Source organism: Streptococcus oralis, from assembly GCF_016127915.1.
Classification (GTDB): domain Bacteria; phylum Bacillota; class Bacilli; order Lactobacillales; family Streptococcaceae; genus Streptococcus; species Streptococcus oralis_BO.
The window spans coordinates 1480610-1501984 of record NZ_CP066059.1; the positions used below are offsets into that span (position 1 = coordinate 1480610).

Here is a 21375-nt window from a genome sequence, read left to right on the forward strand (position 1 = left end):
TCCTCCTTTAATCTGGGTGCTAGTCTTGTTTCTAGCAACTGTTTTTTTGATACTGCCAGTCTATCACTTTTATCTCCTTTTTCAGCTTTAAATCTTTAATTGTCATTGAAATTTCCTGAATGGTAATAGCGGGATTTTATGATAAAATAGTTGTAAGGTTATTATAGTTATTTTGTAAAACCTTCGACACTTTAGGAATTTTTAAGAACCGTTTAGGATTTGGTGAAAAATAGTTTCTAGACTTATGGTATCCTCTCTTCAGGAGGTTTTATCCATGAACTATATCATCATCCAAAAAGAGAAAGAAATTTTCAAATTAAACATAAAGGATATCTACTATATCCAAACGCATCCAAGTAAAGCCCATACCGTGCAGATTGTTACAGAAAACGCTAGCTTTGATCTGTTTCAAAATTTAAGCAATCTTGAGAAACAATATGGGGAAACCTTGACGAGATGTCATCGAAATTGTCTGGTCAACCTTGAACGACTAAAATCCATGGATATCCAAAGAAAGACTCTTTTTCTTGGAGAAGAAGGTCGATATGCTGTTCAGTATGCCAGACGTCGCTATAGAGACATTCGCCAAAAATGGTTGAAACAAGGAGAGTAAGAAGATGAGAATATTTGTTTTAGAAGATGACTTTTCCCAACAAGTTAGAATTGAAACGACGATTGAAAAACTTTTGAAAAAACAGAGTATCATTCCTAGTTCTTTTGAAGTCTTTGGGAAACCAGACCAACTGCTGGCAGAGGTGGATGAGAAGGGGGTGCATCAGCTTTTCTTTTTGGATATTGAGATTCGAAACGAAGAGATGAAGGGGCTAGAAGTGGCTAGAAAGATTCGGGATCGGGATCCTTATGCTCTAATCGTCTTTGTGACAACTCACTCGGAGTTTATGCCCCTGTCCTTTCGCTACCAAGTGTCAGCTTTGGACTACATTGATAAGGCCTTGTCGACAGAGGAGTTTGAATCTCGGATCGAGACAGCCCTCCTCTATGCCAATAGTCAAGATAGTAAAAGTCTGGCGGAAGATTGCTTTTACTTTAAATCAAAATTTGCTCAATTCCAGTATCCCTTTAAAGAGGTTTACTATCTCGAAACGTCGCCTAGAGCCCATCGTGTTATTCTCTATACCAAGACGGATAGGTTGGAATTTACAGCGAGTTTAGAGGAGGTTCTCAAGCAGGAACCCCGTCTCTTGCAGTGCCACCGCTCTTTTCTCATCAATCCTGCCAATGTGGTTCAATTGGATAAGAAAGAAAAACTCCTTTTCTTTCCCAATGGTGGAAGCTGTCTAATCGCGCGTTATAAGGTCAGGGAAGTGTCTGAGGCTATCAATAACTTACACTGAGTGAGGTGATGGAATGGAATTAGTTTGGAAGATAGTATATGCGTTTTTGATATCTGGATTGGAATTGTTTATATTTTTTAAGGTGGATGGAATTGTTCTGACTCTGGAGAGAGTTTTTAAGGCCTTTCTTTTTAAGATACTTTTGGCAGTTGTTTTTGTAACGATTAGCTATATAGTAGGAAATGCTTACCTATCTTATTTTGTGGAACCCTTGTACGGCATAGGTTTATCTTTCTTGTTTTTAAGAGGGTTTTCTAAAAAACTCCTTCTATTTTATGGTCTCTTTCCAATGATATTGGTAAATCTCTTTTATAGAGGAATCTCCTATTTTGTGCTTCCATTTTTGGGGCAAGGGCAAGTGTACGATGACCTCTCTTTTATTTGGTTATTTATAAAAATTTTCATTTGCTTTATTTCTCTAGCCTTTTTGAAATGGTTAGACTATGATTTTACTAGCTTGAGAAGGGAGATTCTAGACAAAGATTTTCAAAAGTCTCTGACTAAGATTAACTGGATAATGGGAGCCTACTATCTAGTGATGCAAAGTTTGTCTTATTTAGAATATGTACAAGATATTCAATCAACGACTATTCGCCATCTGATTCTGGTGTTTTACTTGCTCTTTTTTATGGGGATTATCAAGAAATTGGATACCTACTTGAAGGAAAAACTTCAGGAGAAACTGAACCAAGAGCAGGTTTTGCGCTATAGAGAAATGGAGCGGTATAGTCGGCATATAGAGGAACTTTACAAGGAAGTACGGAGCTTTCGTCATGATTATGCCAACCTCTTGACTAGCCTACGCCTAGGTATTGAAGAGGAGGATATGGAGCAGATAAAAGAGGTCTACAACTCCGTTTTAAAGGACTCCGTCCAGAAATTTCAGGACAATAAATATGACCTTGGACGGTTGGTGAATATTCGTGATCGTGCCCTCAAAAGTCTCCTTGCAGGAAAATTTATAAAAGCCAGAGAAAAGGATATTGTCTTTAATGTCGAAGTTCCTGAGGAGATTCAAGTTGAGGGGATGAGTCTGCTTGATTTTTTAACTATCGTATCTATCCTTTGTGACAATGCTATTGAAGCCAGTGCAGAGGCTAGTCAACCTCATGTTTCAATCGCCTTTTTAAAAAATGGAGAACAGGAGATCTTTATCATTGAAAACTCCATCAAAGAAGAGGGCATAGATGTTTCTGAAATCTTCTCTTTTGGAGTTAGTTCTAAAGGGGAGGAACGAGGTGTTGGTCTCTATACCGTCAGGAAGATTGTTGAAAGTTATCCCAATGCTAGTCTCAATACAACCTGTCAAAATCAAGTCTTTCGTCAGGTTTTGACAATGTTATCAATTGAATGACAGCAAGTAATAGAATGATTAAATAATGGAATAAATATAACAGAATTCTATAATATAAATGTTTTGGAAAGATTAATTATGGATTTTTATAATTTTTAAGTTTTTTTACCATTTGTTAAGTCAATAAGGGATTTAAGAAGAAACGAGACTAGACAGTAGCTATCCTGAGGTTACTGTCTTATTCTTTTACAACAAAATAGGCTTCATAATATCTATAGGAGATTTACCCACTACAAATATTATAAAGCCAAGCTTTTTATCCAAAAGCACTTTGTATGATTACATTTGTTGATAATTTCTAGACCTATTGGCTTGGTTTGATGAGTTAGATGTTAATATGCTTAATATTGAATCTAACCACCATCCTCCACCTGTAATTTGATTGAGTTCAGTAGTTGTTAATTCTTGAAATGAAGTTAGGTTTTGTTTCTTATCCATGTTATGATTCTCCTGTTTTATAAGATAATAAATAGTTATAGAGTGTTATCTGAAAATTAATTAGAATGTGTTAAAATTTTATCTTTGAAATAATCAAAATATGTTTTCTTTGCAGTTACACTAGTGACGCGACCTTGTAGACCATATTGGATGAGTTTACTGTCCTCACCAGATAGTTTTGCAAGAGCGGTTAATTTAAAGAGATTTCCTTGCTCTGTTCTGGTGGGAGTTTGATCAATGCTCTGAAGTTGGCCGATGATGGTAATACCGTGATTTCCAATCTTCTCAAGTTTTAATCTTACAGTTTGTCCTTTATCTAGTAAGGGGAGATAGTCAGATGATACGTAGTAAGTGATTAGTACTTCTCTTGTATCTGTTATAATAGGGAATATTTGAGCAATTTCTGTACCAGTTGGAATTCTATTTTTACCTTCAAATTCGCTGTTCAGATGAACGATACCTTTACTTGGAGCGGTTAAGGTATTGTTTTCCAAGCGCTGTGTCGCTTGATCTAGTTGTACTTTTAATTCTGTTAGTTGATTTTCCACAGCTAGTTGTTGCTGAGAAGTTGTTTGTAAAAACTGAGTACGAAGTACTTCAATTTTGGTTTCTAAACTATTATCATAAGTTGCTACACTTCCGATACCAGCTTGCTGAATTTTGAGACTTGCGATAGATGATTCAAGGCCTGTAACACTTTGATTGATTTGAGATAAAAATTGCTCTTCTATAGCTCCTTGTGTTTGTCCTTGTGATGCTACCAGATAACTATTCAAGGTTGACTGGTGTGGATTGCCAGTCGGTAAGCGTGCTCTTTTGTTTATGATAGCATCTCTCAGCTCTTGATATTCTCCAATTTGTTGTTGAATTTTTGTAATTTCTTGTTCGATAGCTGATGAACTGCTATTAGCAAGATTGGCTTGATTTGAAACTTCAGTGTTAGTCTTTGAGATACCCAGCTCAATATCATGAGCTTGTTTAGTAAAATTCATAAAGGTATTATAGTAGCCAAACTCATCCTCACCAGAAAAAAGATCGGTATTTTTTTCTAAGCTTTGTTTCAAAATTCCAAGTCCTTCTTTTTGCTTCTCAAGTCTTTGTAACTGAGTTTCTAAGGCAGTTTTCTGACTTTCTTCCATTGTTTCAGAGTATTTGATGAGTAAGTCACCTTTTTCAACTACTTGATTTGCCACTAAATGATTAGCTAAGATAGGATTATCACTGGTTGACTGAATGGATGCAATGACACTTGTAGGAGTGACTTCTCCTTGCGATGTAACAGTAATCTCTTTTGTAGCAACAAGGGAGAAAATCACGATGAAAGTAAACAGTAATGAAAGTGGTATGATCAATACTGTCGCATAATTATGGTAACGTCTCTGATAAAACTCGACGCTTCTAAAAAGATTAGGATTCATAACATTCTCCTTATTTGTTGAATAGATGATGGTAGAAGCCTTGCGCCTGTATTAACTCTTGATGACTACCAACTTCAATGATTTTCCCTTGGTCAAGAACAATGACACGGTTAGTCCGTTCGGCTATACTTAGACGATGGGCTACAAAGAGAATGGTTTTATCAGTTAGGGACATAAGATTATCTATAACCTTTTTCTCAGTCAAAACATCGAGAGCACTAGTAGCTTCATCTAGTATTAAAACAGGAGATTTAGTTAAAAGAGCACGAGCGAGGGCGATTCGTTGCTTCTGTCCTCCTGACAGACCTGCTCCATCAGAAAGTTGAGTTTGATAGCCCATAGGCATTCTTTCAATATCTTGACGGATTTCAGCTAATTCGCAAGCTTTTAGAATATCTTCTTGGCTAATCATACTATTACCGCCCAAGGTTAAGTTTTCCAAGATAGAGCCATTAAAGATATAGGCTTGTTGGGGCAGGTAATTAATATGACGTCGCAAGATTTTTTTATCAATATTTTTAATATCCTGATGATTGATGGTAATCTGTCCTTTGTAAGGGTCAAAGAAGTTGACAATCATTTTGGCTAGAGTTGTTTTACCAGAACCACTAACTCCAACTAGGCTAACCTTATCACCTTCTTTAATCGTTAGATTGATATCTGTTAAGGTATCTCGCCCAAAACCATACTTATAAGAAAGGTCATCAAATTCAATATCGCCCATCAAAAAATTTGAATGAACAGGATTTTCTTGAACTTGAAATTCAGATTCGACTAAGTAGACCTCGTTCAAGCGGTTATTAGCAACCTTCGCAGATTGGAGTTTAGTTTGTAGGTTGATAATATTTTCCATAGGAGTTGTAAAGTAAGAAAGAAGTGTATTAAAGGTAATCAGCTGACCGATAGAAATCTTACTCGACATGACTAATTGAGCACCAAACCATAGGATAAAGATATTAAGAACTAACTTTGTTCCTTGTTTTAAATTAGTTTGTAAAATAGAATATTTAGTAAGTTTAAAGGATTTTTCCAAATAATCGACAAATTCACTGTCAATATTTTGGTAGCGATTTTCTTCACTTGTGAGTGACTTGATGGTTTCGATCCCGTTGATATCTTCGATAATAGCAGAACTAACCATAGAATTACTTTGCATGACATCATGGTTCATTTTTTCAAAAGGTTTCATAAAAGAAAAGATGATGAATATGTAAATAGGGATAGAAATAAGAGAAAGAAGAAAGAGGTTAGGATTTTGTGCCAGTAAGACACTCCCTACAAGGATCAGAATGGAAACATCAAGAAGAAGAGAGAGAATGGTAGAAGCTAAGGCATCTATAATAGAGTTGGCATCTGTGAATCGTGAAATGATTTCCCCTGTACGACGTGTCGCAAAGAAAGACATAGGAAGTTCAAAGATATGGCGAATATAGGCCAAAATTACATCAATGCTTAATCTCTGACTCAGAACAGTTAGGAGATAATCTCTGGAGAAGCTCATGGCTTGTTGGAGAATATAGGTGATAATTAGACCAATTGAGATGATTCCTAAAGTTGATCTCATCTGATTTGGGATGTACTCATCCAAGATTCCTTGGAGATAATAAGAACCACCGATATTGATAATAGTGACCAATAAGCTTGAGAGAACAATGTAAGCAATGAGAGATTTTTGTTTGAAAATCAGAGGGAGGAAGCTCAGTAGACCATTCTTTTTATCTTTATGGGGTTGATAGCTGGGTTTGGGAGCTAGAAAAATAGCTACTCCAGTCCATTCAGAGAAAAAGCGTTCTTTTGACATTTTGGTGATTTTTACAGAAGGATCAGGATCACCAATAATCAGATAGTCTTTCTTTGTTTGATAGACAACATAGTAATGTTGGAGTTTCCCTTCTTTGTTAACGTGAACGATAAATGGATAGGGGACATCGCTCATATCAAAGAGCGTTTTATCTGCTTGAACAGGCCTTGTTTCAAAGCCCATTTCATCAGCGGCTTTTACAATGCCAAGAGCAGTAGTCCCTTCTTTATTGGTCTTTGCAAGTTCTCTCAAGTGAGCTAGAGAAAAATCTGAACCATAGAATTTAGCAATCGAGGCTAAGGTAGCGACACCACAGTCTCTAGCATCTATTTGAGGAACAAATGTACGTTTATAAGAAGTCATTGGCAATTCCCTTCATATAATATGATGAGTTTATTATGCCATAATAATAAGTTCATATTTTGTGAAATCTTGAATTGTCATTGAAACTTCCTGAATGGTAAAAAATGATTAGAAATTATCTTTTTTTAAAAAATTTAGCGGTAGTTTCAAATGAAAAGCTAATTCAAGACGATTCGATGACAATTCAAGATTTGGATGAAAAATTTAAAAAAACAGTGATATACTAAACTTGTCAAGGTTGCAACAGGACAAAAATTAGAAATAAAAAGGAGTATTTGTCATGGATACAAAAATGATGTCACAATTTTCTGTTATAGATAATGAAATGCTTGATAGAATAGAGGGAGGAATATTTGGGGTTGATGATGCTGTGTTTTGGACGGTAGGCGGCTATGTTGTAGGTAGAATTGTTGATACAGCAATTGGTGATTTTACGAATCAATGCCGGAAAAATCCTCATCAGTGGTTCTGTGTTCGTGTATAGATATAATAGTGTTGTATTGTATAAGAATATATATAACTTAATGACCTATGTACGGATAGAAACTGTTCTTTTGCAAACGAGTCGCTTATTCAATTATAAGTTTACGTGCTCCTAGTCACAGTTCTTGTGCTTGATGGAAAGAATGACACCTATAAAAATACGAGGTAGTGGCTGTACCACTCATTTATTCACCTATCCGTGATTTGTAGTAGTGATAGGCTTTCTCATTATTATTATAAAACAAAATAAAGAGCACAACACTTTTTCATTCTGTGTTGTGCCTTAAGTAAAACGAAAGGAATGAATTATAACAATGAAAAAAATTGATTATATTGCTTTGAATGAAGTAGAATTAGAGACAATTAGTGGTGGAGATGACTGTTTTATTGGAGATATCGGATGTATTGGCTGGGGGATTTTGAAGAGTATCGGAGGGATGATAAAACCTGGTCCATATGTTCCTCCAGTATGCATTCCAAAAAGTTCATGGAATCCTGCACCTCCAGTTCCATGTTAAAAGGTGCTTGTAAACTTCTATAAAAATTGAATAATCGACTTGTTCGGTATTTTGTTGAAACTCCGGAACTATAATATACAGGTGCTATTAAGGATTATTTTAGCTGATTTAAATAGGTGAAAACTAAAAACTAATGGCTAGTTGGAACATTAAAAATTAACTGCTTAACCAAATCTTGCTTCAAATAATTCTTGAACAAGTCTAATAAATTAAACGAATAAGATAGGTTATTAACACAGTCTTGTTCGTTTTTTCTAATACATTATTTAATTAATACACTTATAAAATTAGAAAGCAGTAGAACTGGGAAATACTACCACAGGTTTATTATTAACTTTGTCAGTATTGTTTGAAATCTCAAAAAGTATTTTAAACTATATGTGTTTAGTTCTTTAGTTGGATTGTTGTTGAGTATAACTATTTTTGTATAGATGAAAATCTTGTTATTGTTCAAGATGTTTTGATGATCATTTATGATTTCAGTGATTCAAAATCAAAATGAGTGCTATACTAGCAGTGTAAAGGTTGTAGCTAAACTAAGATAAAGCATACATTTAGGAGGAAATCTTATGAAGAAAAAAATATTAATCATTTTAACCTTGTATCTGATCATGTCCATCTTTCTTTATCCGCTTAGGGAGAGTATTTGGTATCATCTATTTTATACCATAGCCTATCTGATTGCGGTTATGATCTATTTTGTTTTAATTGAAAAGAAAGAAAAGGAATGAAAACTTTTCTTGCTAAAAAACGGAATATCTTCCTTGCGAGATTGTTCCTATGTCAGTTGCTTTTGCTTGTCTCTACTTATCTATTTTTATCTCGTCAGTTTTTACATTTTTCCTTAATTTTTCAATTGCTTCTAGTTATTATTAACTTAGCTTCTATTTTGGTTACTGTTTATCTCACTAGGGAGATGAGGATAAGAGAGTTTGAAGATGATGATTTGGTTAGTCCTAGAATCAATCAACTTATGTTCATCGGCTTGACAGGCTTTATGTGTATTATTTGTTTGTATAGAGGTATCACAGTAACAGAATCCTATCAGCAATTAATTGTCTACATTGGCGCTATTCTCTGCTTGATTATCATGTTTCTGCTCATTTGGGGATTGAAGTATTATAAAAAGTAGAAGCTAATGAAGTATAAAAGGGTAAGTGTTTTTGAAATACTTACCCTTTTATAATGAAGATTTTGCAATTCAAGATGTTTCGATGACAATTCAAGATTTGGATGAATTTGTAATCTTAAATAAGGTAAGATAAAGATAACAAATGTAAAGGAGTATTCTTATGAAGAAACAAAAGATAAAATCGCTATTACTTGTACCACTTGTATTTGCATCTATTACTACGGGTGTTGTATATGCAGAAGAACAGACTACTTCATCTATCCAGGCGAATGATAGTTCTCTTGTGGCACCAGATTTGCCATCGGCTAAGGAAAATGTGGAGCATAAACCTTCCGTTGTAACTCCCGAGGAGTATGAGCAGAATGTTGCGGAATTTAAAAAGATAGATATTGAAGCCGTTCGTCAATCTTTTACTGGGGACCAATTGGAACATACTATATATTTTGGTAGAAAAACATGCTCTCATTGTCGTCAATTTTCTCCTGAATTGAAAGAATTTAATAACCTGATTGAAAAGAAGTTAGAGTATTATGATTTGGATGGTAAAGATTTTGACGGGGAAGCGAGAGAGTTTCTATTTAAAAAAGTCGGTATTCCAGGAACACCAACAATTTTGTATTTAAGAAATGGACATCCGATATCTGGATGGGTTGGTGGGGGAGCGACTGCACAACAGGTGTATGATTATATGTACTCGAGAAACTCACCTAAGCAAACGGAGACAGTGGCATCTTCTGAGGATACAGTAACTGGAAGTGTCCGTGATGATAAAACAGGAGAGGTGAAGAATTCAAAGGAAAATTCGACCAATAACAGTGATAACAGAGAGCCATTGAAGGATAATATTCCTCCTTCTAACACTATAACTGTTCAGTCTGAAGATTTGGTAATGATAGATAAAAAGAAGCGAGGGGAGTCATCTCAGACGATTTCTGAAAATACTGAGAAGTTACAAACTACTTTATCCAAGGTTGAGGGGAATGATTCTCCCTCCAAAACCACTCATTTGAGTAAACAATTACTACCTAATACAGGAGTGGAAGAAAGTTACAATCTATTACGTCTAGCGGTTGCACTCTTAATTACTTCAGGTATGATTAAGTGGAGACAAAGAATTCATAAATAAAAATAGATGGTAAACAGGTGCAATGATATTATTTGTTTGTAATAACATATGGCTAGAATTTTCCTATAGACAAGAGTGAAAGGGCAAGTATGTTTTTAATGCTTGCTTTTTAAATTTTTTAACAATTCAAGACGTTTTGATGACAATTCAAGATTTGGATGAAAAAAATTAATAAACGATGATATACTAAACTTGTCAAAGTTGCAACAGGATAAAAAATTAAAAATAAAAAAAGGAGTATTTGTCATGAATACAAAAATGATGGAACAATTTGAAATTATGGATACTGAAATGCTTGCTTGTATAGAGGGTGGGGATGTATCTGGTATTTATAGAGGGTATGCTTATCAGGACAGTCCATTTGGTCCTTACCCTTCTATATTAAAAAATTCAGGTCCTTTCCCAGTAAGTGGGTACTGCCCGCGTGGTTATCGTGACCTTGGTTATATAGGAGCAGGTTTTCATTTATGTGGAATATAGGCTGAAATATAAGAAATGAGGAAGAATTTCTATGAAAAAGTATCAGCTTCTATTCAAAACAAGTGCAATTTTATCCTACCTATTTTTCGTATTTGGTCTTTCTCAGCTGACGCTTATCGTCCAAAACTATTGGCAATTTTCTTCTCAGATAGGCAATTTATTCTGGATTCAAAATATCTTGAGTTTACTTTTTATTGGAGTCATGATTGTGGTTCTTGTTAAGACAGGCCATGGTTATCTCTTTCGCATTCCAAGAAAAAAATGGCTTTGGTATTCGATTTTGACAGTATTAGTGGTAGTGTTCCAGATCTCTTTTAACGTTCAGACAGCTAAACATGTTCAGTCAACTGCGGAAGGTTGGGCTGTATTGATTGGTTATAGTGGGACTAACTTTGCAGAGCTAGGTATTTATATAGCCCTGTTCTTTCTGGTTCCACTGATGGAAGAGTTAATCTATAGAGGATTACTGCAACATGCTTTCTTTAAGCATTCGCGATTTGGTCTTGATTTGCTTCTTCCTTCTATTTTATTTGCTCTCCCTCATTTTTCAAGCCTGCCTAGTCTGTTAGATATCTTTGTCTTTGCAACATCTGGAATCATCTTTGCTGGTTTGACCCGCTATACCAAGAGCATTTATCCATCCTATGCGGTGCATGTTATCAATAATATCGTAGCGACATTACCATTTTTGCTGACTTTTTTACACAGGATATTTAGCTAAAAATAGTAGATTAAAAATAATTATCGATTATAAGAAGTGAATAATAGAATTTAATATTATTCACTTCTTATTAGTTGATTGGGAAGATTGTGCTCTTTGAGTAATTCAAGACATTTCGATGACAATTCAAGATTTGGATGAAAAAAATTAATAAACAGTGATATACTAAACTTGTCAAAGTTGCAACAGGAAAAAAATTAAAAATAAAAAGGAGTATTCATCATGAATACAAAAATGATGTCACAATTTCATGAAATGGATATAACTATGTTATCTAGTATTGAAGGAGGCAAGAATAATTGGCAAACTAATGTCTTAGAAGGTGGTGGTGCAGCTTTTGGTGGCTGGGGCTTAGGAACAGCCATTTGTGCTGCGAGTGGTGTTGGAGCGCTATTTATGGGAGAATGTGGATACATAGGAGCTAAATTTGGTGTGGCTCTTTGGGCAGGAGTAACAGGTGCAACGGGTGGATTTTGATAAAAGGAGATTTGTATGAATACTTATTATAATGTAGATGAAACAATGTTAAGTGAGATTTATGGAGGTAATTCCGGAGGAGCGGCTGTAGTTGCTGCTTTAGGTTGTGCAGCGGGTGGAGTGAAATATGGGAAGTTTCTAGGACCATGGGGCGCTGCAATAGGAGGAATTGGAGGAGCAGTGATTTGTGGATATTTAGCCTATAGTGCTACATCATAAAAATGGAAGCTATATTTTATGAAGGCTATATTCTATATTATTCTCTTCGCTTTCCAAACATATCTTATTTATCTATCTATCTATAAGTACCTCTGATAAAAAACAAAAGACTATTGAATTAACATCATTGAATTGTTTTGTCATATTATTTCTAATCTATGATAAATTATTTTTTCTCTTCATTGCCTATGTTTTTTTGATAATTTTTATATTAAACTTGTTCCGTAACTGAAAAGTTATATACGATATGAATACAAAAATGATGGAACAATTTAAGATTATGGATACTGATATGCTGGCTAGCATTGAGGGAGGAACTGATTGGGGAACAGTGGGAAAAGGAGCTGTCTATGGAGCAGGTATCGGAGTTGCTATGTGTACGGTAGGAGGACTCCTTACTGGTGGTTCCGCATGGGCTATGACTGCTGGCTGTGCTTGGGCTGGAGCTAAACTTGGTGGTGCTTTTACTGCAATTGCTGATAATATTTGGCCATAGAAGGGAGTAGAAATTATGTTTGATTACAAAATAGTAGACAATCAAGAATTAAGTAATATTTCTGGAGGTGGATTGGGAGGAGATGTAGTTGTAGGAGCCTTGTCGGGTGCATTTCAGGCAGGACAATCTTGTATTGCTGGAGGCCCTCAAGCTTACTTGATTTGCGCAACAGGGGGCGCTATAGTAGGTGGCATTATAGCTTTTGGATTGAGACCCCCAAAATAGTTTAAAAAAGGAATGGGTGTTAATATGTTAAATGGGACTATGATTCAGCTTATACTCATTGCAATTTGTTGTGTGTACATTATTTTTAACACCAAGGCTGATAAAAACCCAAAGAGAGGATATCGTACAGCTTTGTACCTTTTCGTTATGGCTGGTATTATATCCTATATTATGAATTATCTGAATTGGTTAGATTTTTTCTTACTGATAACTCCGATAATGTGTCTATTTAAATTTGAAGATAAATGGAGTTAGCAACATTTGACACTTCAATAGGTTATTAACTATCCTTTGGCTCATTGTCAACTGTAGTGAGTTGAAGAAAAGCTAAGATCGAGAAAGGACTAATTTCGTCCTTTCTTTTTTGAGTACGACGGGCATGACGTTTATTTGATGTGTAAGTCCTCCGTGTGCACCCGCTACCGGTGAATTCAATAGCGATTCTCAAGCCCGACTATCGTGAGGTAGCGGGGAGAAGAAGGCATAGCGAAATCATGGCTTAAAGAACAGTAGTAAGACACGTTTAGAGGATAAAGTGGCTTCACACTCTAAAGCACAAATAGGTATACCTAATCCATATATTTAAATCACGAGAGTGTACGAGAAAAGATGTACGATTTATCTATTGATGTGAGGTTCTGATGAGAGCTGAAAGCATGGTAACAACGAATCATGAGAAGTTAGTCAATCTTATAGTAGTCAGGAAAGTTCTATATTGGAAGTGGAGCGAAAGGTGAACAATTGAAAGTAGAATTGTCTGTTTTGATTATTTGTTTGATAGGATGGTAGTATGAAAATATAAATGGTGACTATTCAGATCTATTTAATTTGTGCAGCTGGTGGGGGCTTATGGCCACATTAGAGGATTTAATTGGTATATAGAGTTATTAATCCAGGTATTTCTTTGAGTTTATACTCTCTATGCTGTATAGGAATACATCATGTATAAACACTTATTTTTCCTAGATTCAAAAACCTTAGACTGGTTGACGCCCTATATTCTAGTCTTGGCTTCTGACACCATTGCCTTTAATGTTTTTGTGCTAACCTTTGTATCTGTTGTGATCTTTTATTTCCTAAATCCCATGTTAGCTTTAATGGCTATATTCTTAGGGGCTGGTTATGTGGTCGGATTTTGGTTACTCAAATGGTTTGTTTTGGAAAGGCTAGAGCTAAAAGATGACGTGTAGGGAAGTCTGTTTGGTGGGGAGGATAGTTTTATGAGAATTTTTAATAAATGTCATGCCTTATTTTTTGGATTTTTAGTATTTGTAATCGTTGATGCAGCGGGGTATTCCATCAATCAAGGGAATTATTTTCAACACCAGTACACATTCATTCTTATAAAGAGTCTCTTGCTTTTCCTTAGTTTTGTCTATGCGAGATGGTTCGATATGATTTCTTTTAGGATTTTAAGCAAGAAACAACTCTTGCTCTTCATTGGAATCTTTCTTCTTACGGTGCTGGTAAATATAGGCTATCATGCTTTTTTCTCAGTTGCTTCTGGTGCCTCGGCTCAACACCTTGAGGAAACGAGTAAAGGACTTTCGCTTTCCTTTATTATAAGTGTTACAGTTTTGGGACCAATCCAGGAGGAACTCATGTTCAGAGGACTTCTTCAGGGGGCTATATTTGAAAATTCTTGGTTAGGGCTTGTACTGACTTCCTCTCTCTTTTCTTTCATGCATGAACCTTACGATGTGCCTTCGTTTTTCTATTATCTACTTGGGGGCTTGTTGCTGGGCTTTGCTTATAAAAAGAGCCAAAATTTGTGGGTTTCTACTCTAGTCCACATGTCTTACAACAGTTTGCCACTTTTAACTTATTTCTAAAAATTATGAAAAGGTAAGCAGAAGACGGTGCTTGCCTTTTTTAAGCTATAATGATAGCCTGAGCCAATTGAGATGCTTTTCTTTGAGAATCAGGTGTGGAGCGGTTGACGAATAGACCAAAAACTAGTAGAATAGTAAGGAAACTTTATACGGAGGAAAGAAATGGACTTGGGTGATAATGAGCTAACGCTGACCCCTATCCCTGGGAAGAGCGGCAAAGCTTATATGGGAAGCTACCCTGATGGGAAGCGCGTCTTTGTAAAAATGAACACCTCTCCAATCCTACCTGGCCTAGCCAGAGAACAAATCGCTCCTCAATTACTATGGACTCGTCGTTTGTCAGATGGCCGTGATATGTGTGCTCAGGAATGGCTGACGGGCAAAATCTTGACCCCTTACGATATGAATCGCAAGCAGATTATCAATATCTTGAACCGTCTCCACCGCTCGCGTCCCTTGATGAAGCAGTTGAGTCGTTTGGGATATACCATGGAAAAACCAGTTGATTTGTTGCGTTCTTGGAAACAAGAAGTACCAGAAATCTTGCAACAGAATCACTACTTGAATAGTGTGATTGCTGAGCTAGGTAAGACGGTTCCAGGTTTTAGAGAAGACCATGCAACGATTGTGCACGGTGATCTTCGCCATAGTAATTGGATTGAGACAGAGAGTGGACTCGTTTATCTAGTGGATTGGGATTCGGTTCGTCTGACGGATCGTATGTTTGATGTGGCGCATTTGCTATGCCACTACATTCCAGATCATCAGTGGCGTCAATGGTTGAGAGACTACGGCTATAAGTACAATCAGACAGTGTTAGATAAATTGTATTGGTATGGTCAGTATTCTTACTTGAACCAGATTGCCAAATACTGTGAAAATCAAGATTTAGACAATGTAAACCGGGAGATTTACGCCTTGCGCGTCTTCCGTGACAAGTATGGAAAGAAGAGATGAGAGTTAGAAATCGTAAAGGGGCGACAGAATTACTAGAGGCCAATCCTCAGTATGTGGTCCTCAATCCCTTGGAAGCTAAAGGGAAATGGCGAGACTTGTTTGGAAATGATCATCCTATTCATGTAGAGGTTGGAAGTGGGAAAGGGGCCTTCGTATCAGGAATGGCCAAGCAAAATCCTGACATCAACTACATCGGGATTGACATTCAAAAGTCGGTATTGAGTTATGCCTTAGACAAGGTGCTTGAAGTTGGAGTGCCAAATATCAAATTGCTGTGGGTAGATGGTTCAGATCTGACTGACTACTTTGAAGACGGTGAGATTGACCGCCTCTATTTGAATTTTTCGGATCCTTGGCCCAAAAAGCGCCATGAAAAACGTCGTTTGACTTACAAGAGTTTCTTGGATACCTTCAAGCGCATCTTGCCTGAGAATGGGGAAATCCATTTCAAGACAGACAATCGTGGCTTGTTTGAGTACAGTCTAGTGAGCTTTTCTCAGTATGGGATGAAACTCAATGGTGTTTGGCTGGACTTGCATGCCAGTGATTTTGAAGGCAATGTCATGACAGAGTATGAGCAAAAATTCTCCAGCAAAGGTCAAGTGATCTACCGAGTTGAAGCAGAATTTTAAGAAATAGCTTGAAAACCAGCTGTTTGAGTGCTAATGCTTTACATAAATTGACAAACGTGCTATACTGATAGTAAGAATATGAGAAAGAGAGGCGGGGAAATATCTTCGCCTCTTGCTTATGAGGAGGTGGACACAATCGCAACAATCGTAGAATTAGTCAGAGAAGTTGTAGAACCTGTCATTCAAGCGCCTTTCGAGCTCGTGGATATCGAGTATGGAAAGATTGGCAGTGACATGATTCTCAGTATTTTTGTAGATAAACCCGAAGGAATTACCTTGAACGACACGGCAGACCTGACAGAAATCATCAGTCCTGTCCTAGATACCATCAAGCCCGATCCCTTCCCAGAACAATATTTCCTAGAAATCACCAGTCCAGGCTTGGAACGCCCTTTGAAAACCAAGGATGCTGTCGCTGGAGCGGTTGGGAAATACATCCATGTCGGGCTCTACCAAGCCATCGATAAACAAAAAGTCTTTGAAGGTACCTTGGTATCCTTTGAAGAGGATGAGTTGACTATGGAGTATATGGACAAGACACGTAAGAAAACCGTCCAAATTCCATACAGTTTAGTATCAAAAGCACGTTTAGCAGTAAAATTATAGAAAAGAAAGGATAGCTTTTGAGGATTCAAAAGTGAAGAAAACATGAGTAAAGAAATGCTAGAGGCCTTCCGCATTTTGGAAGAAGACAAGGGAATCAAAAAAGAAGACATCATCGACGCAGTAGTAGAGTCGCTTCGTTCCGCTTATCGTAGACGCTATGGTCAGTCAGATAGCGTAGCCATCGACTTTAATGAAAAGACTGGTGACTTTACTGTCTATACTGTTCGTGAAGTTGTAGATGAAGTATTTGATAGCCGTTTGGAAATCAGCTTGAAAGATGCCCTTGCCATTAATTCAGCCTATGAGCTTGGTGACAAAATCAAGTTTGAAGAAGCACCTGCTGAGTTTGGTCGTGTAGCAGCCCAATCTGCCAAACAAACCATCATGGAAAAAATGCGCAAGCAAACACGTGCCATCACTTACAATACTTATAAAGAACATGAACAAGAAATCATGTCTGGTACAGTAGAACGATTTGACAACCGCTTTATTTACGTCAACCTTGGCAGCATCGAAGCCCAATTATCAAAACAAGACCAAATTCCTGGAGAGGTGTTTGCTTCCCATGACCGTATCGAAGTCTACGTTTACAAGGTTGAAGACAACCCTCGTGGTGTCAATGTCTTTGTTAGCCGTAGCCATCCTGAAATGATCAAACGCTTGATGGAGCAAGAAATTCCAGAAGTTTACGATGGAACTGTTGAAATCATGAGCGTAGCCCGCGAAGCTGGTGACCGTACGAAAGTTGCCGTTCGTAGCCACAATCCAAACGTGGACGCTATTGGGACAATCGTTGGACGTGGTGGTGCCAATATCAAGAAAATCACCAGCAAATTCCACCCAGCTCGTTACGATGCCAAGAGTGATCGTATGATTCCTGTCGAAGAAAACATTGACGTTATCGAGTGGGTAGCAGATCCAGCTGAGTTTATCTACAATGCCATCGCTCCTGCTGAGGTTGACCAAGTTATCTTTGATGAAAATGACAGCAAACGTGCCTTAGTCGTTGTGCCTGATAACAAGCTTTCTCTTGCTATCGGTCGTCGTGGACAAAACGTTCGCTTGGCGGCTCACTTGACGGGTTACCGTATCGATATCAAGTCTGCCAGTGAATTTGAAGCTATGGAAGAAGCAGGCCAAGTGGATTACGCAGCTGCGGACGAATTGATCGAAGAATAAAAGCTGCTAGAGGAGGGAAAGATGAAAACAAGAAAAATCCCTTTGCGCAAGTCTGTTGTATCCAACGAAGTGATTGATAAGCGTGATTTGCTCCGCATTGTCAAGAACAAAGAAGGGCAAGTCTTTATCGATCCGACAGGCAAGGCCAATGGTCGTGGCGCTTATATCAAGCTAGACAACGCAGAAGCCCTAGAGGCCAAAAAGAAGAGAGTCTTTAACCGCAGCTTTAACATGGAAGTGGAAGAAAGCTTTTATGACGAGTTGATCGCCTATGTGGATCACAAAGTGAAAAGAAGAGAGTTAGGACTTGAATAAGCAAAAGATAAGTAATCTCTTGGGACTTGCTCAACGAGCAGGCCGGATCATATCGGGTGAGGAATTGGTGGTTAAAGCCATCCAAGACCAGAAAGCCAAGCTAGTCTTTCTAGCCCATGATGCTGGTCCTAATCTGACCAAGAAGATTCAAGATAAAAGTGACTATTATCAAGTAGAAGTTATAACCGTGTTTTCAACACTGGAATTAAGCATAGCAGTCGGGAAACCGAGAAAGGTTTTGGCTGTGACAGATGCTGGATTTACAAAGAAAATGAGGTCTCTTATGGAATAGAAGAGGAGGACATGATTTGTCTAAGAAAAGATTGTACGAAATCGCAAAAGAGCTTGGAAAAGAAAGTAAAGAAGTTGTAGCGCGTGCAAAAGAGTTGGGCTTGGATGTGAAAAGCCACTCATCGAGCGTGGAAGCTGCTGCTGCTGAACAAATCGCAGCTAGCTTTAAACCTGCACCTGCTCCTAAAGCAGAAGCAAAACCTGTAGCACCAAAAGCAAGTGTAGAAAAGAAAGCAGAAAAGCCTGTATCAGCTAAACCAGCTGCCGCTAAGGAAGAAAGCAAATCAGCTACACCTGCAGCTCCTAAGGAAGAAAAAGTAGTGGCCGCAAGACCACAGAGTCGAAACTTCAAGGCGGAGCGTGAGGCGCGTGCCAAAGAGCAGGCAGAGCGACGCAAACAAAACAAGGGCAACAACCGTGACCAACAACAAAACGGCAACCGTCAGAAAAACGATGGTCGTAATGGTGGCAAACCTGGTCAAGGAAACCGCGACAATCGCCGATTTAACGACCAAGGGAAAAAACCACAAGGTCAAGGGAATCGTGGCAATGATCGCCGTCAGCAACAAGACTTCCAGCCAAAACAAGCTGGCCCACGTGTTGACTTTAAAGCCCGTGCAGCAGCCCTAAAAGCAGAGCAAAATGCAGAGTACGCACGCTCAAGCGAGGAGCGCTTCAAACAATCGCAAGCAGCCAAAGAAGCCTTGGCTCAAGCTAACAAACGCAAGGAGCCAGAGGAAATCTTTGAAGAAGCTGCTAAGCTAGCTGAACAAACGCAGCCAGCTATAACAGTAGCTCCTGTAGCGAAAGAAGCGCCAGTGGATACACGTCGTAAAAAACAAGCTCGACCAGACAAAGAACGTGACGATTATGATCACGAAGAAGATGGTCCTAGAAAACAACAAAAGAATCGAAGTAGTCAGAATCAAGTGAGAAATCAAAGAAATAGTAACTGGAATAACAACAAGAAAAATAAAAAAGGGAACAAGCAAAACAACCGTAACCAGACTCCAAAACCTGTTACAGAGCGTAAGTTCCACGAATTGCCAACAGAATTTGAGTATACAGATGGTATGACTGTTGCGGAAATCGCAAAACGTATTAAACGTGAACCAGCTGAAATCGTTAAGAAACTCTTTATGATGGGTGTGATGGCCACACAAAACCAATCCTTAGATGGAGAAACCATCGAACTCCTCATGGTGGATTACGGTATCGAAGCCAAACAAAAGGTTGAAGTGGATAATGCCGACATCGAACGTTTCTTTGTCGAAGATGGCTATCTTAATGAAGATGAATTGGTTGAGCGTCCACCAGTTGTAACCATCATGGGACACGTTGACCATGGTAAAACAACCCTTCTAGATACCCTTCGTAACTCTCGTGTTGCGACAGGTGAAGCAGGTGGTATCACTCAGCATATCGGTGCCTACCAAATCGTGGAAAATGGCAAGAAGATTACCTTCCTTGATACACCAGGACACGCGGCTTTTACATCGATGCGTGCGCGTGGTGCATCTGTTACCGATATTACCATCTTGGTCGTGGCGGCCGATGACGGGGTTATGCCTCAGACTATCGAAGCCATCAACCACTCAAAAGCGGCCAACGTTCCAATCATCGTAGCTATCAACAAGATTGATAAACCAGGTGCCAACCCAGAACGCGTTATCGGTGAATTGGCTGAACACGGTGTTATGTCAACTGCCTGGGGTGGAGATTCTGAGTTTGTCGAAATCTCAGCTAAATTCAACCAAAACATTGATGAATTGTTGGAAACAGTCCTTCTTGTAGCTGAAATCCAAGAACTCAAGGCAGACCCAACAGTGCGTGCGATCGGTACCGTTATCGAAGCTCGCTTAGATAAAGGAAAAGGTGCGGTCGCAACCCTTCTTGTGCAACAAGGTACTTTGAATGTCCAAGATCCAATCGTTGTCGGAAATACCTTCGGTCGTGTCCGTGCTATGACCAATGACCTTGGTCGTCGTGTTAAGGTTGCTGGACCATCAACACCAGTATCTATCACAGGTTTGAACGAAGCACCAATGGCGGGTGACCACTTTGTCGTTTACGAAGATGAAAAATCTGCGCGTGCAGCAGGTGAAGAACGTGCGAAACGTGCTCTTATGAAGCAACGTCAAGTAACTCAACGTGTCAGCCTTGAAAACCTCTTTGATACGCTTAAAGCAGGCGAGCTCAAGTCTGTTAACGTCATCATCAAGGCCGACGTACAAGGTTCAGTTGAAGCCCTTTCTGCCTCGCTTCAAAAGATCGATGTAGAAGGTGTCAAAGTTACCATCGTTCACTCAGCGGTCGGTGCCATCAACGAATCTGATGTGACTCTTGCAGAAGCTTCAAATGCCTTTATCATCGGTTTCAACGTGCGCCCTACACCACAAGCTCGTCAACAAGCAGAAGAAGATGATGTAGAAATCCGTCTCCACAGCATTATCTACAAGGTTATCGAAGAGATGGAAGAAGCCATGAAAGGGATGCTTGACCCAGAATTTGAAGAAAAAGTTATCGGTGAGGCAGTTATCCGTGAAACCTTCAAGGTATCTAAAGTGGGAACCATCGGTGGATTCATGGTTACGAGTGGTAAAGTTACCCGTGACTCTAAAGTCCGTGTTATCCGTGACGGTGTCGTTATCTATGACGGTGAACTTGCAAGCTTGAAACACTACAAAGACGACGTTAAAGAAGTTACAAACGGTCGTGAGGGTGGTCTCATGATTGAGGGCTACAATGATATCAAGACTGATGATGTGATTGAAGCTTATGTCATGGAAGAAATCAAACGTTAAGATTTTTGCTCCTTTCTTAGGTGGTGAGGGACGCAAGCAAACCGATGGTTTCATTGCTTATTTTTGAACCTAGAGTCTCAAAAATCCCCTGTGATGGGACTGATAAATCAGTTTCATCACTTTCACCACGGTGAAAGAAGCGAACGAGTTCAA

General features: G+C 38.3%; 26 protein-coding genes. 23 read left to right on the forward strand and 3 right to left on the reverse strand.

Annotation, left to right across the window (positions count from 1 at the left end; genetic code table 11):
• Positions 1–274 precede the first annotated feature (274 nt).
• The 3 genes from I6H78_RS07135 to I6H78_RS07145 are packed head-to-tail and all read left to right on the forward strand — an operon-like array spanning position 275 to position 2709.
• Positions 275–613, forward strand: a complete 339-nt coding sequence (locus I6H78_RS07135; RefSeq protein ID WP_125418559.1) for a LytTR family DNA-binding domain-containing protein — start codon at positions 275–277, stop codon at positions 611–613.
• Positions 614–617: 4 nt separating this feature from the next.
• Positions 618–1355, forward strand: coding sequence for a response regulator transcription factor (locus I6H78_RS07140; protein ID WP_198459240.1), 738 nt, complete (start codon positions 618–620; stop codon positions 1353–1355).
• A 13-nt stretch (positions 1356–1368) separates the two neighbouring features.
• On the forward strand, positions 1369–2709 hold the full coding sequence (locus I6H78_RS07145; RefSeq protein WP_125418563.1) for a sensor histidine kinase: 1341 nt from the start codon (positions 1369–1371) through the stop codon (positions 2707–2709).
• A gap of 279 nt (positions 2710–2988) precedes the next feature.
• On the opposite strand, the gene blpC is transcribed toward I6H78_RS07145, so the two are convergent.
• The 3 genes from blpC to blpA are packed head-to-tail and all read right to left on the reverse strand — an operon-like array spanning position 2989 to position 6729.
• Positions 2989–3147: a quorum-sensing system pheromone BlpC gene (gene blpC / locus I6H78_RS07150; protein ID WP_125418565.1), complete on the reverse strand. Its 159-nt coding sequence runs from the start codon at positions 3145–3147 to the stop codon at positions 2989–2991.
• Positions 3148–3203: 56 nt separating this feature from the next.
• Positions 3204–4565, reverse strand: coding sequence for a peptide export ABC transport accessory protein BlpB (blpB, locus tag I6H78_RS07155; RefSeq protein WP_125418567.1), 1362 nt, complete (start codon positions 4563–4565; stop codon positions 3204–3206).
• Positions 4566–4575: 10 nt separating this feature from the next.
• Positions 4576–6729: a peptide cleavage/export ABC transporter BlpA gene (gene blpA / locus I6H78_RS07160; RefSeq protein ID WP_198459241.1), complete on the reverse strand. Its 2154-nt coding sequence runs from the start codon at positions 6727–6729 to the stop codon at positions 4576–4578.
• A 280-nt stretch (positions 6730–7009) separates the two neighbouring features.
• On the opposite strand from blpA, the gene I6H78_RS07165 reads away from it, so the two are divergent.
• From I6H78_RS07165 to infB, 20 genes are all read left to right on the forward strand, one after another.
• Positions 7010–7213: a Blp family class II bacteriocin gene (locus I6H78_RS07165; protein WP_125418571.1), complete on the forward strand. Its 204-nt coding sequence runs from the start codon at positions 7010–7012 to the stop codon at positions 7211–7213.
• Positions 7214–7526: 313 nt separating this feature from the next.
• A complete protein-coding gene (locus tag I6H78_RS07170) occupies positions 7527–7730 on the forward strand; it encodes a hypothetical protein (protein ID WP_038804511.1) in 204 nt (67 codons plus the stop codon).
• Between the two features lie 569 nt (positions 7731–8299).
• Positions 8300–8461: a hypothetical protein gene (locus I6H78_RS07175; protein WP_198459242.1), complete on the forward strand. Its 162-nt coding sequence runs from the start codon at positions 8300–8302 to the stop codon at positions 8459–8461.
• Positions 8458–8862 (forward strand): immunity protein, encoded by a 405-nt coding sequence (locus I6H78_RS07180; RefSeq protein WP_198459243.1) that lies wholly within the window; start codon positions 8458–8460, stop codon positions 8860–8862. The genes I6H78_RS07175 and I6H78_RS07180 overlap by 4 nt, the downstream gene beginning before the upstream one ends.
• 160 nt (positions 8863–9022) lie before the next feature.
• The gene (locus I6H78_RS07185; protein ID WP_198459244.1) at positions 9023–9988 is read left to right on the forward strand and encodes a thioredoxin domain-containing protein; all 966 of its coding nucleotides are present in this window, start codon (positions 9023–9025) and stop codon (positions 9986–9988) included.
• A 246-nt stretch (positions 9989–10234) separates the two neighbouring features.
• The gene (locus I6H78_RS07190; RefSeq protein ID WP_001093253.1) at positions 10235–10468 is read left to right on the forward strand and encodes a bacteriocin class II family protein; all 234 of its coding nucleotides are present in this window, start codon (positions 10235–10237) and stop codon (positions 10466–10468) included.
• 31 nt (positions 10469–10499) lie between these two features.
• Entirely contained in the window at positions 10500–11189 is a 690-nt protein-coding gene (locus I6H78_RS07195) for a CPBP family intramembrane glutamic endopeptidase (RefSeq protein ID WP_198459245.1), read from the forward strand.
• Between the two features lie 222 nt (positions 11190–11411).
• Positions 11412–11666 (forward strand): two-peptide bacteriocin subunit BlpM, encoded by a 255-nt coding sequence (gene blpM, locus I6H78_RS07200; protein WP_198459246.1) that lies wholly within the window; start codon positions 11412–11414, stop codon positions 11664–11666.
• 15 nt (positions 11667–11681) lie between these two features.
• Complete coding sequence (locus I6H78_RS07205; protein ID WP_198459247.1) at positions 11682–11885, forward strand: Blp family class II bacteriocin; 204 nt, start codon at positions 11682–11684, stop codon at positions 11883–11885.
• A gap of 247 nt (positions 11886–12132) precedes the next feature.
• A complete protein-coding gene (locus tag I6H78_RS07210; RefSeq protein ID WP_198459248.1) occupies positions 12133–12381 on the forward strand; it encodes a Blp family class II bacteriocin in 249 nt (82 codons plus the stop codon).
• A 15-nt stretch (positions 12382–12396) separates the two neighbouring features.
• The gene (locus I6H78_RS07215; RefSeq protein WP_049537864.1) at positions 12397–12606 is read left to right on the forward strand and encodes a Blp family class II bacteriocin; all 210 of its coding nucleotides are present in this window, start codon (positions 12397–12399) and stop codon (positions 12604–12606) included.
• Between the two features lie 941 nt (positions 12607–13547).
• Positions 13548–13796 (forward strand): immunity protein BlpZ, encoded by a 249-nt coding sequence (gene blpZ / locus I6H78_RS07220; protein ID WP_198459249.1) that lies wholly within the window; start codon positions 13548–13550, stop codon positions 13794–13796.
• Between the two features lie 30 nt (positions 13797–13826).
• Positions 13827–14438: a CPBP family intramembrane glutamic endopeptidase gene (locus I6H78_RS07225; RefSeq protein WP_198459250.1), complete on the forward strand. Its 612-nt coding sequence runs from the start codon at positions 13827–13829 to the stop codon at positions 14436–14438.
• A gap of 162 nt (positions 14439–14600) precedes the next feature.
• Complete coding sequence (gene ccrZ, locus I6H78_RS07230; RefSeq protein WP_198459251.1) at positions 14601–15395, forward strand: cell cycle regulator CcrZ; 795 nt, start codon at positions 14601–14603, stop codon at positions 15393–15395.
• Entirely contained in the window at positions 15392–16027 is a 636-nt protein-coding gene (gene trmB, locus I6H78_RS07235; protein ID WP_001266088.1) for a tRNA (guanosine(46)-N7)-methyltransferase TrmB, read from the forward strand. The genes ccrZ and trmB overlap by 4 nt, the downstream gene beginning before the upstream one ends.
• A gap of 126 nt (positions 16028–16153) precedes the next feature.
• The gene (gene rimP / locus I6H78_RS07240; protein ID WP_038804490.1) at positions 16154–16633 is read left to right on the forward strand and encodes a ribosome maturation factor RimP; all 480 of its coding nucleotides are present in this window, start codon (positions 16154–16156) and stop codon (positions 16631–16633) included.
• Between the two features lie 42 nt (positions 16634–16675).
• Entirely contained in the window at positions 16676–17812 is a 1137-nt protein-coding gene (nusA, locus tag I6H78_RS07245; RefSeq protein WP_000032277.1) for a transcription termination factor NusA, read from the forward strand.
• Positions 17813–17833: 21 nt separating this feature from the next.
• Positions 17834–18127, forward strand: a complete 294-nt coding sequence (gene rnpM, locus I6H78_RS07250; RefSeq protein ID WP_000857564.1) for an RNase P modulator RnpM — start codon at positions 17834–17836, stop codon at positions 18125–18127.
• Complete coding sequence (locus I6H78_RS07255) at positions 18120–18419, forward strand: YlxQ-related RNA-binding protein (RefSeq protein ID WP_001041395.1); 300 nt, start codon at positions 18120–18122, stop codon at positions 18417–18419. The genes rnpM and I6H78_RS07255 overlap by 8 nt, the downstream gene beginning before the upstream one ends.
• Before the next feature lie 16 nt (positions 18420–18435).
• Positions 18436–21222: a translation initiation factor IF-2 gene (infB, locus tag I6H78_RS07260; RefSeq protein WP_198459252.1), complete on the forward strand. Its 2787-nt coding sequence runs from the start codon at positions 18436–18438 to the stop codon at positions 21220–21222.
• Positions 21223–21375: the final 153 nt, after the last annotated feature.

Bases quoted from the DNA above. Each gene is read 5' to 3' on its own strand.
- I6H78_RS07135 (WP_125418559.1), top strand. From the start codon at position 275: ATGAACTATATCATCATCCAAAAAGAGAAAGAAATTTTCAAATTAAAC.
- I6H78_RS07140 (WP_198459240.1), top strand. From the start codon at position 618: ATGAGAATATTTGTTTTAGAAGATGACTTTTCCCAACAAGTTAGAATT.
- I6H78_RS07145 (WP_125418563.1), top strand. From the start codon at position 1,369: ATGGAATTAGTTTGGAAGATAGTATATGCGTTTTTGATATCTGGATTG.
- blpC (WP_125418565.1), bottom strand. From the start codon at position 3,147: ATGGATAAGAAACAAAACCTAACTTCATTTCAAGAATTAACAACTACT.
- blpB (WP_125418567.1), bottom strand. From the start codon at position 4,565: ATGAATCCTAATCTTTTTAGAAGCGTCGAGTTTTATCAGAGACGTTAC.
- blpA (WP_198459241.1), bottom strand. From the start codon at position 6,729: ATGACTTCTTATAAACGTACATTTGTTCCTCAAATAGATGCTAGAGAC.
- I6H78_RS07165 (WP_125418571.1), top strand. From the start codon at position 7,010: ATGGATACAAAAATGATGTCACAATTTTCTGTTATAGATAATGAAATG.
- I6H78_RS07170 (WP_038804511.1), top strand. From the start codon at position 7,527: ATGAAAAAAATTGATTATATTGCTTTGAATGAAGTAGAATTAGAGACA.
- I6H78_RS07175 (WP_198459242.1), top strand. From the start codon at position 8,300: ATGAAGAAAAAAATATTAATCATTTTAACCTTGTATCTGATCATGTCC.
- I6H78_RS07180 (WP_198459243.1), top strand. From the start codon at position 8,458: ATGAAAACTTTTCTTGCTAAAAAACGGAATATCTTCCTTGCGAGATTG.
- I6H78_RS07185 (WP_198459244.1), top strand. From the start codon at position 9,023: ATGAAGAAACAAAAGATAAAATCGCTATTACTTGTACCACTTGTATTT.
- I6H78_RS07190 (WP_001093253.1), top strand. From the start codon at position 10,235: ATGAATACAAAAATGATGGAACAATTTGAAATTATGGATACTGAAATG.
- I6H78_RS07195 (WP_198459245.1), top strand. From the start codon at position 10,500: ATGAAAAAGTATCAGCTTCTATTCAAAACAAGTGCAATTTTATCCTAC.
- blpM (WP_198459246.1), top strand. From the start codon at position 11,412: ATGAATACAAAAATGATGTCACAATTTCATGAAATGGATATAACTATG.
- I6H78_RS07205 (WP_198459247.1), top strand. From the start codon at position 11,682: ATGAATACTTATTATAATGTAGATGAAACAATGTTAAGTGAGATTTAT.
- I6H78_RS07210 (WP_198459248.1), top strand. From the start codon at position 12,133: ATGAATACAAAAATGATGGAACAATTTAAGATTATGGATACTGATATG.
- I6H78_RS07215 (WP_049537864.1), top strand. From the start codon at position 12,397: ATGTTTGATTACAAAATAGTAGACAATCAAGAATTAAGTAATATTTCT.
- blpZ (WP_198459249.1), top strand. From the start codon at position 13,548: ATGTATAAACACTTATTTTTCCTAGATTCAAAAACCTTAGACTGGTTG.
- I6H78_RS07225 (WP_198459250.1), top strand. From the start codon at position 13,827: ATGAGAATTTTTAATAAATGTCATGCCTTATTTTTTGGATTTTTAGTA.
- ccrZ (WP_198459251.1), top strand. From the start codon at position 14,601: ATGGACTTGGGTGATAATGAGCTAACGCTGACCCCTATCCCTGGGAAG.
- trmB (WP_001266088.1), top strand. From the start codon at position 15,392: ATGAGAGTTAGAAATCGTAAAGGGGCGACAGAATTACTAGAGGCCAAT.
- nusA (WP_000032277.1), top strand. From the start codon at position 16,676: ATGAGTAAAGAAATGCTAGAGGCCTTCCGCATTTTGGAAGAAGACAAG.
- rnpM (WP_000857564.1), top strand. From the start codon at position 17,834: ATGAAAACAAGAAAAATCCCTTTGCGCAAGTCTGTTGTATCCAACGAA.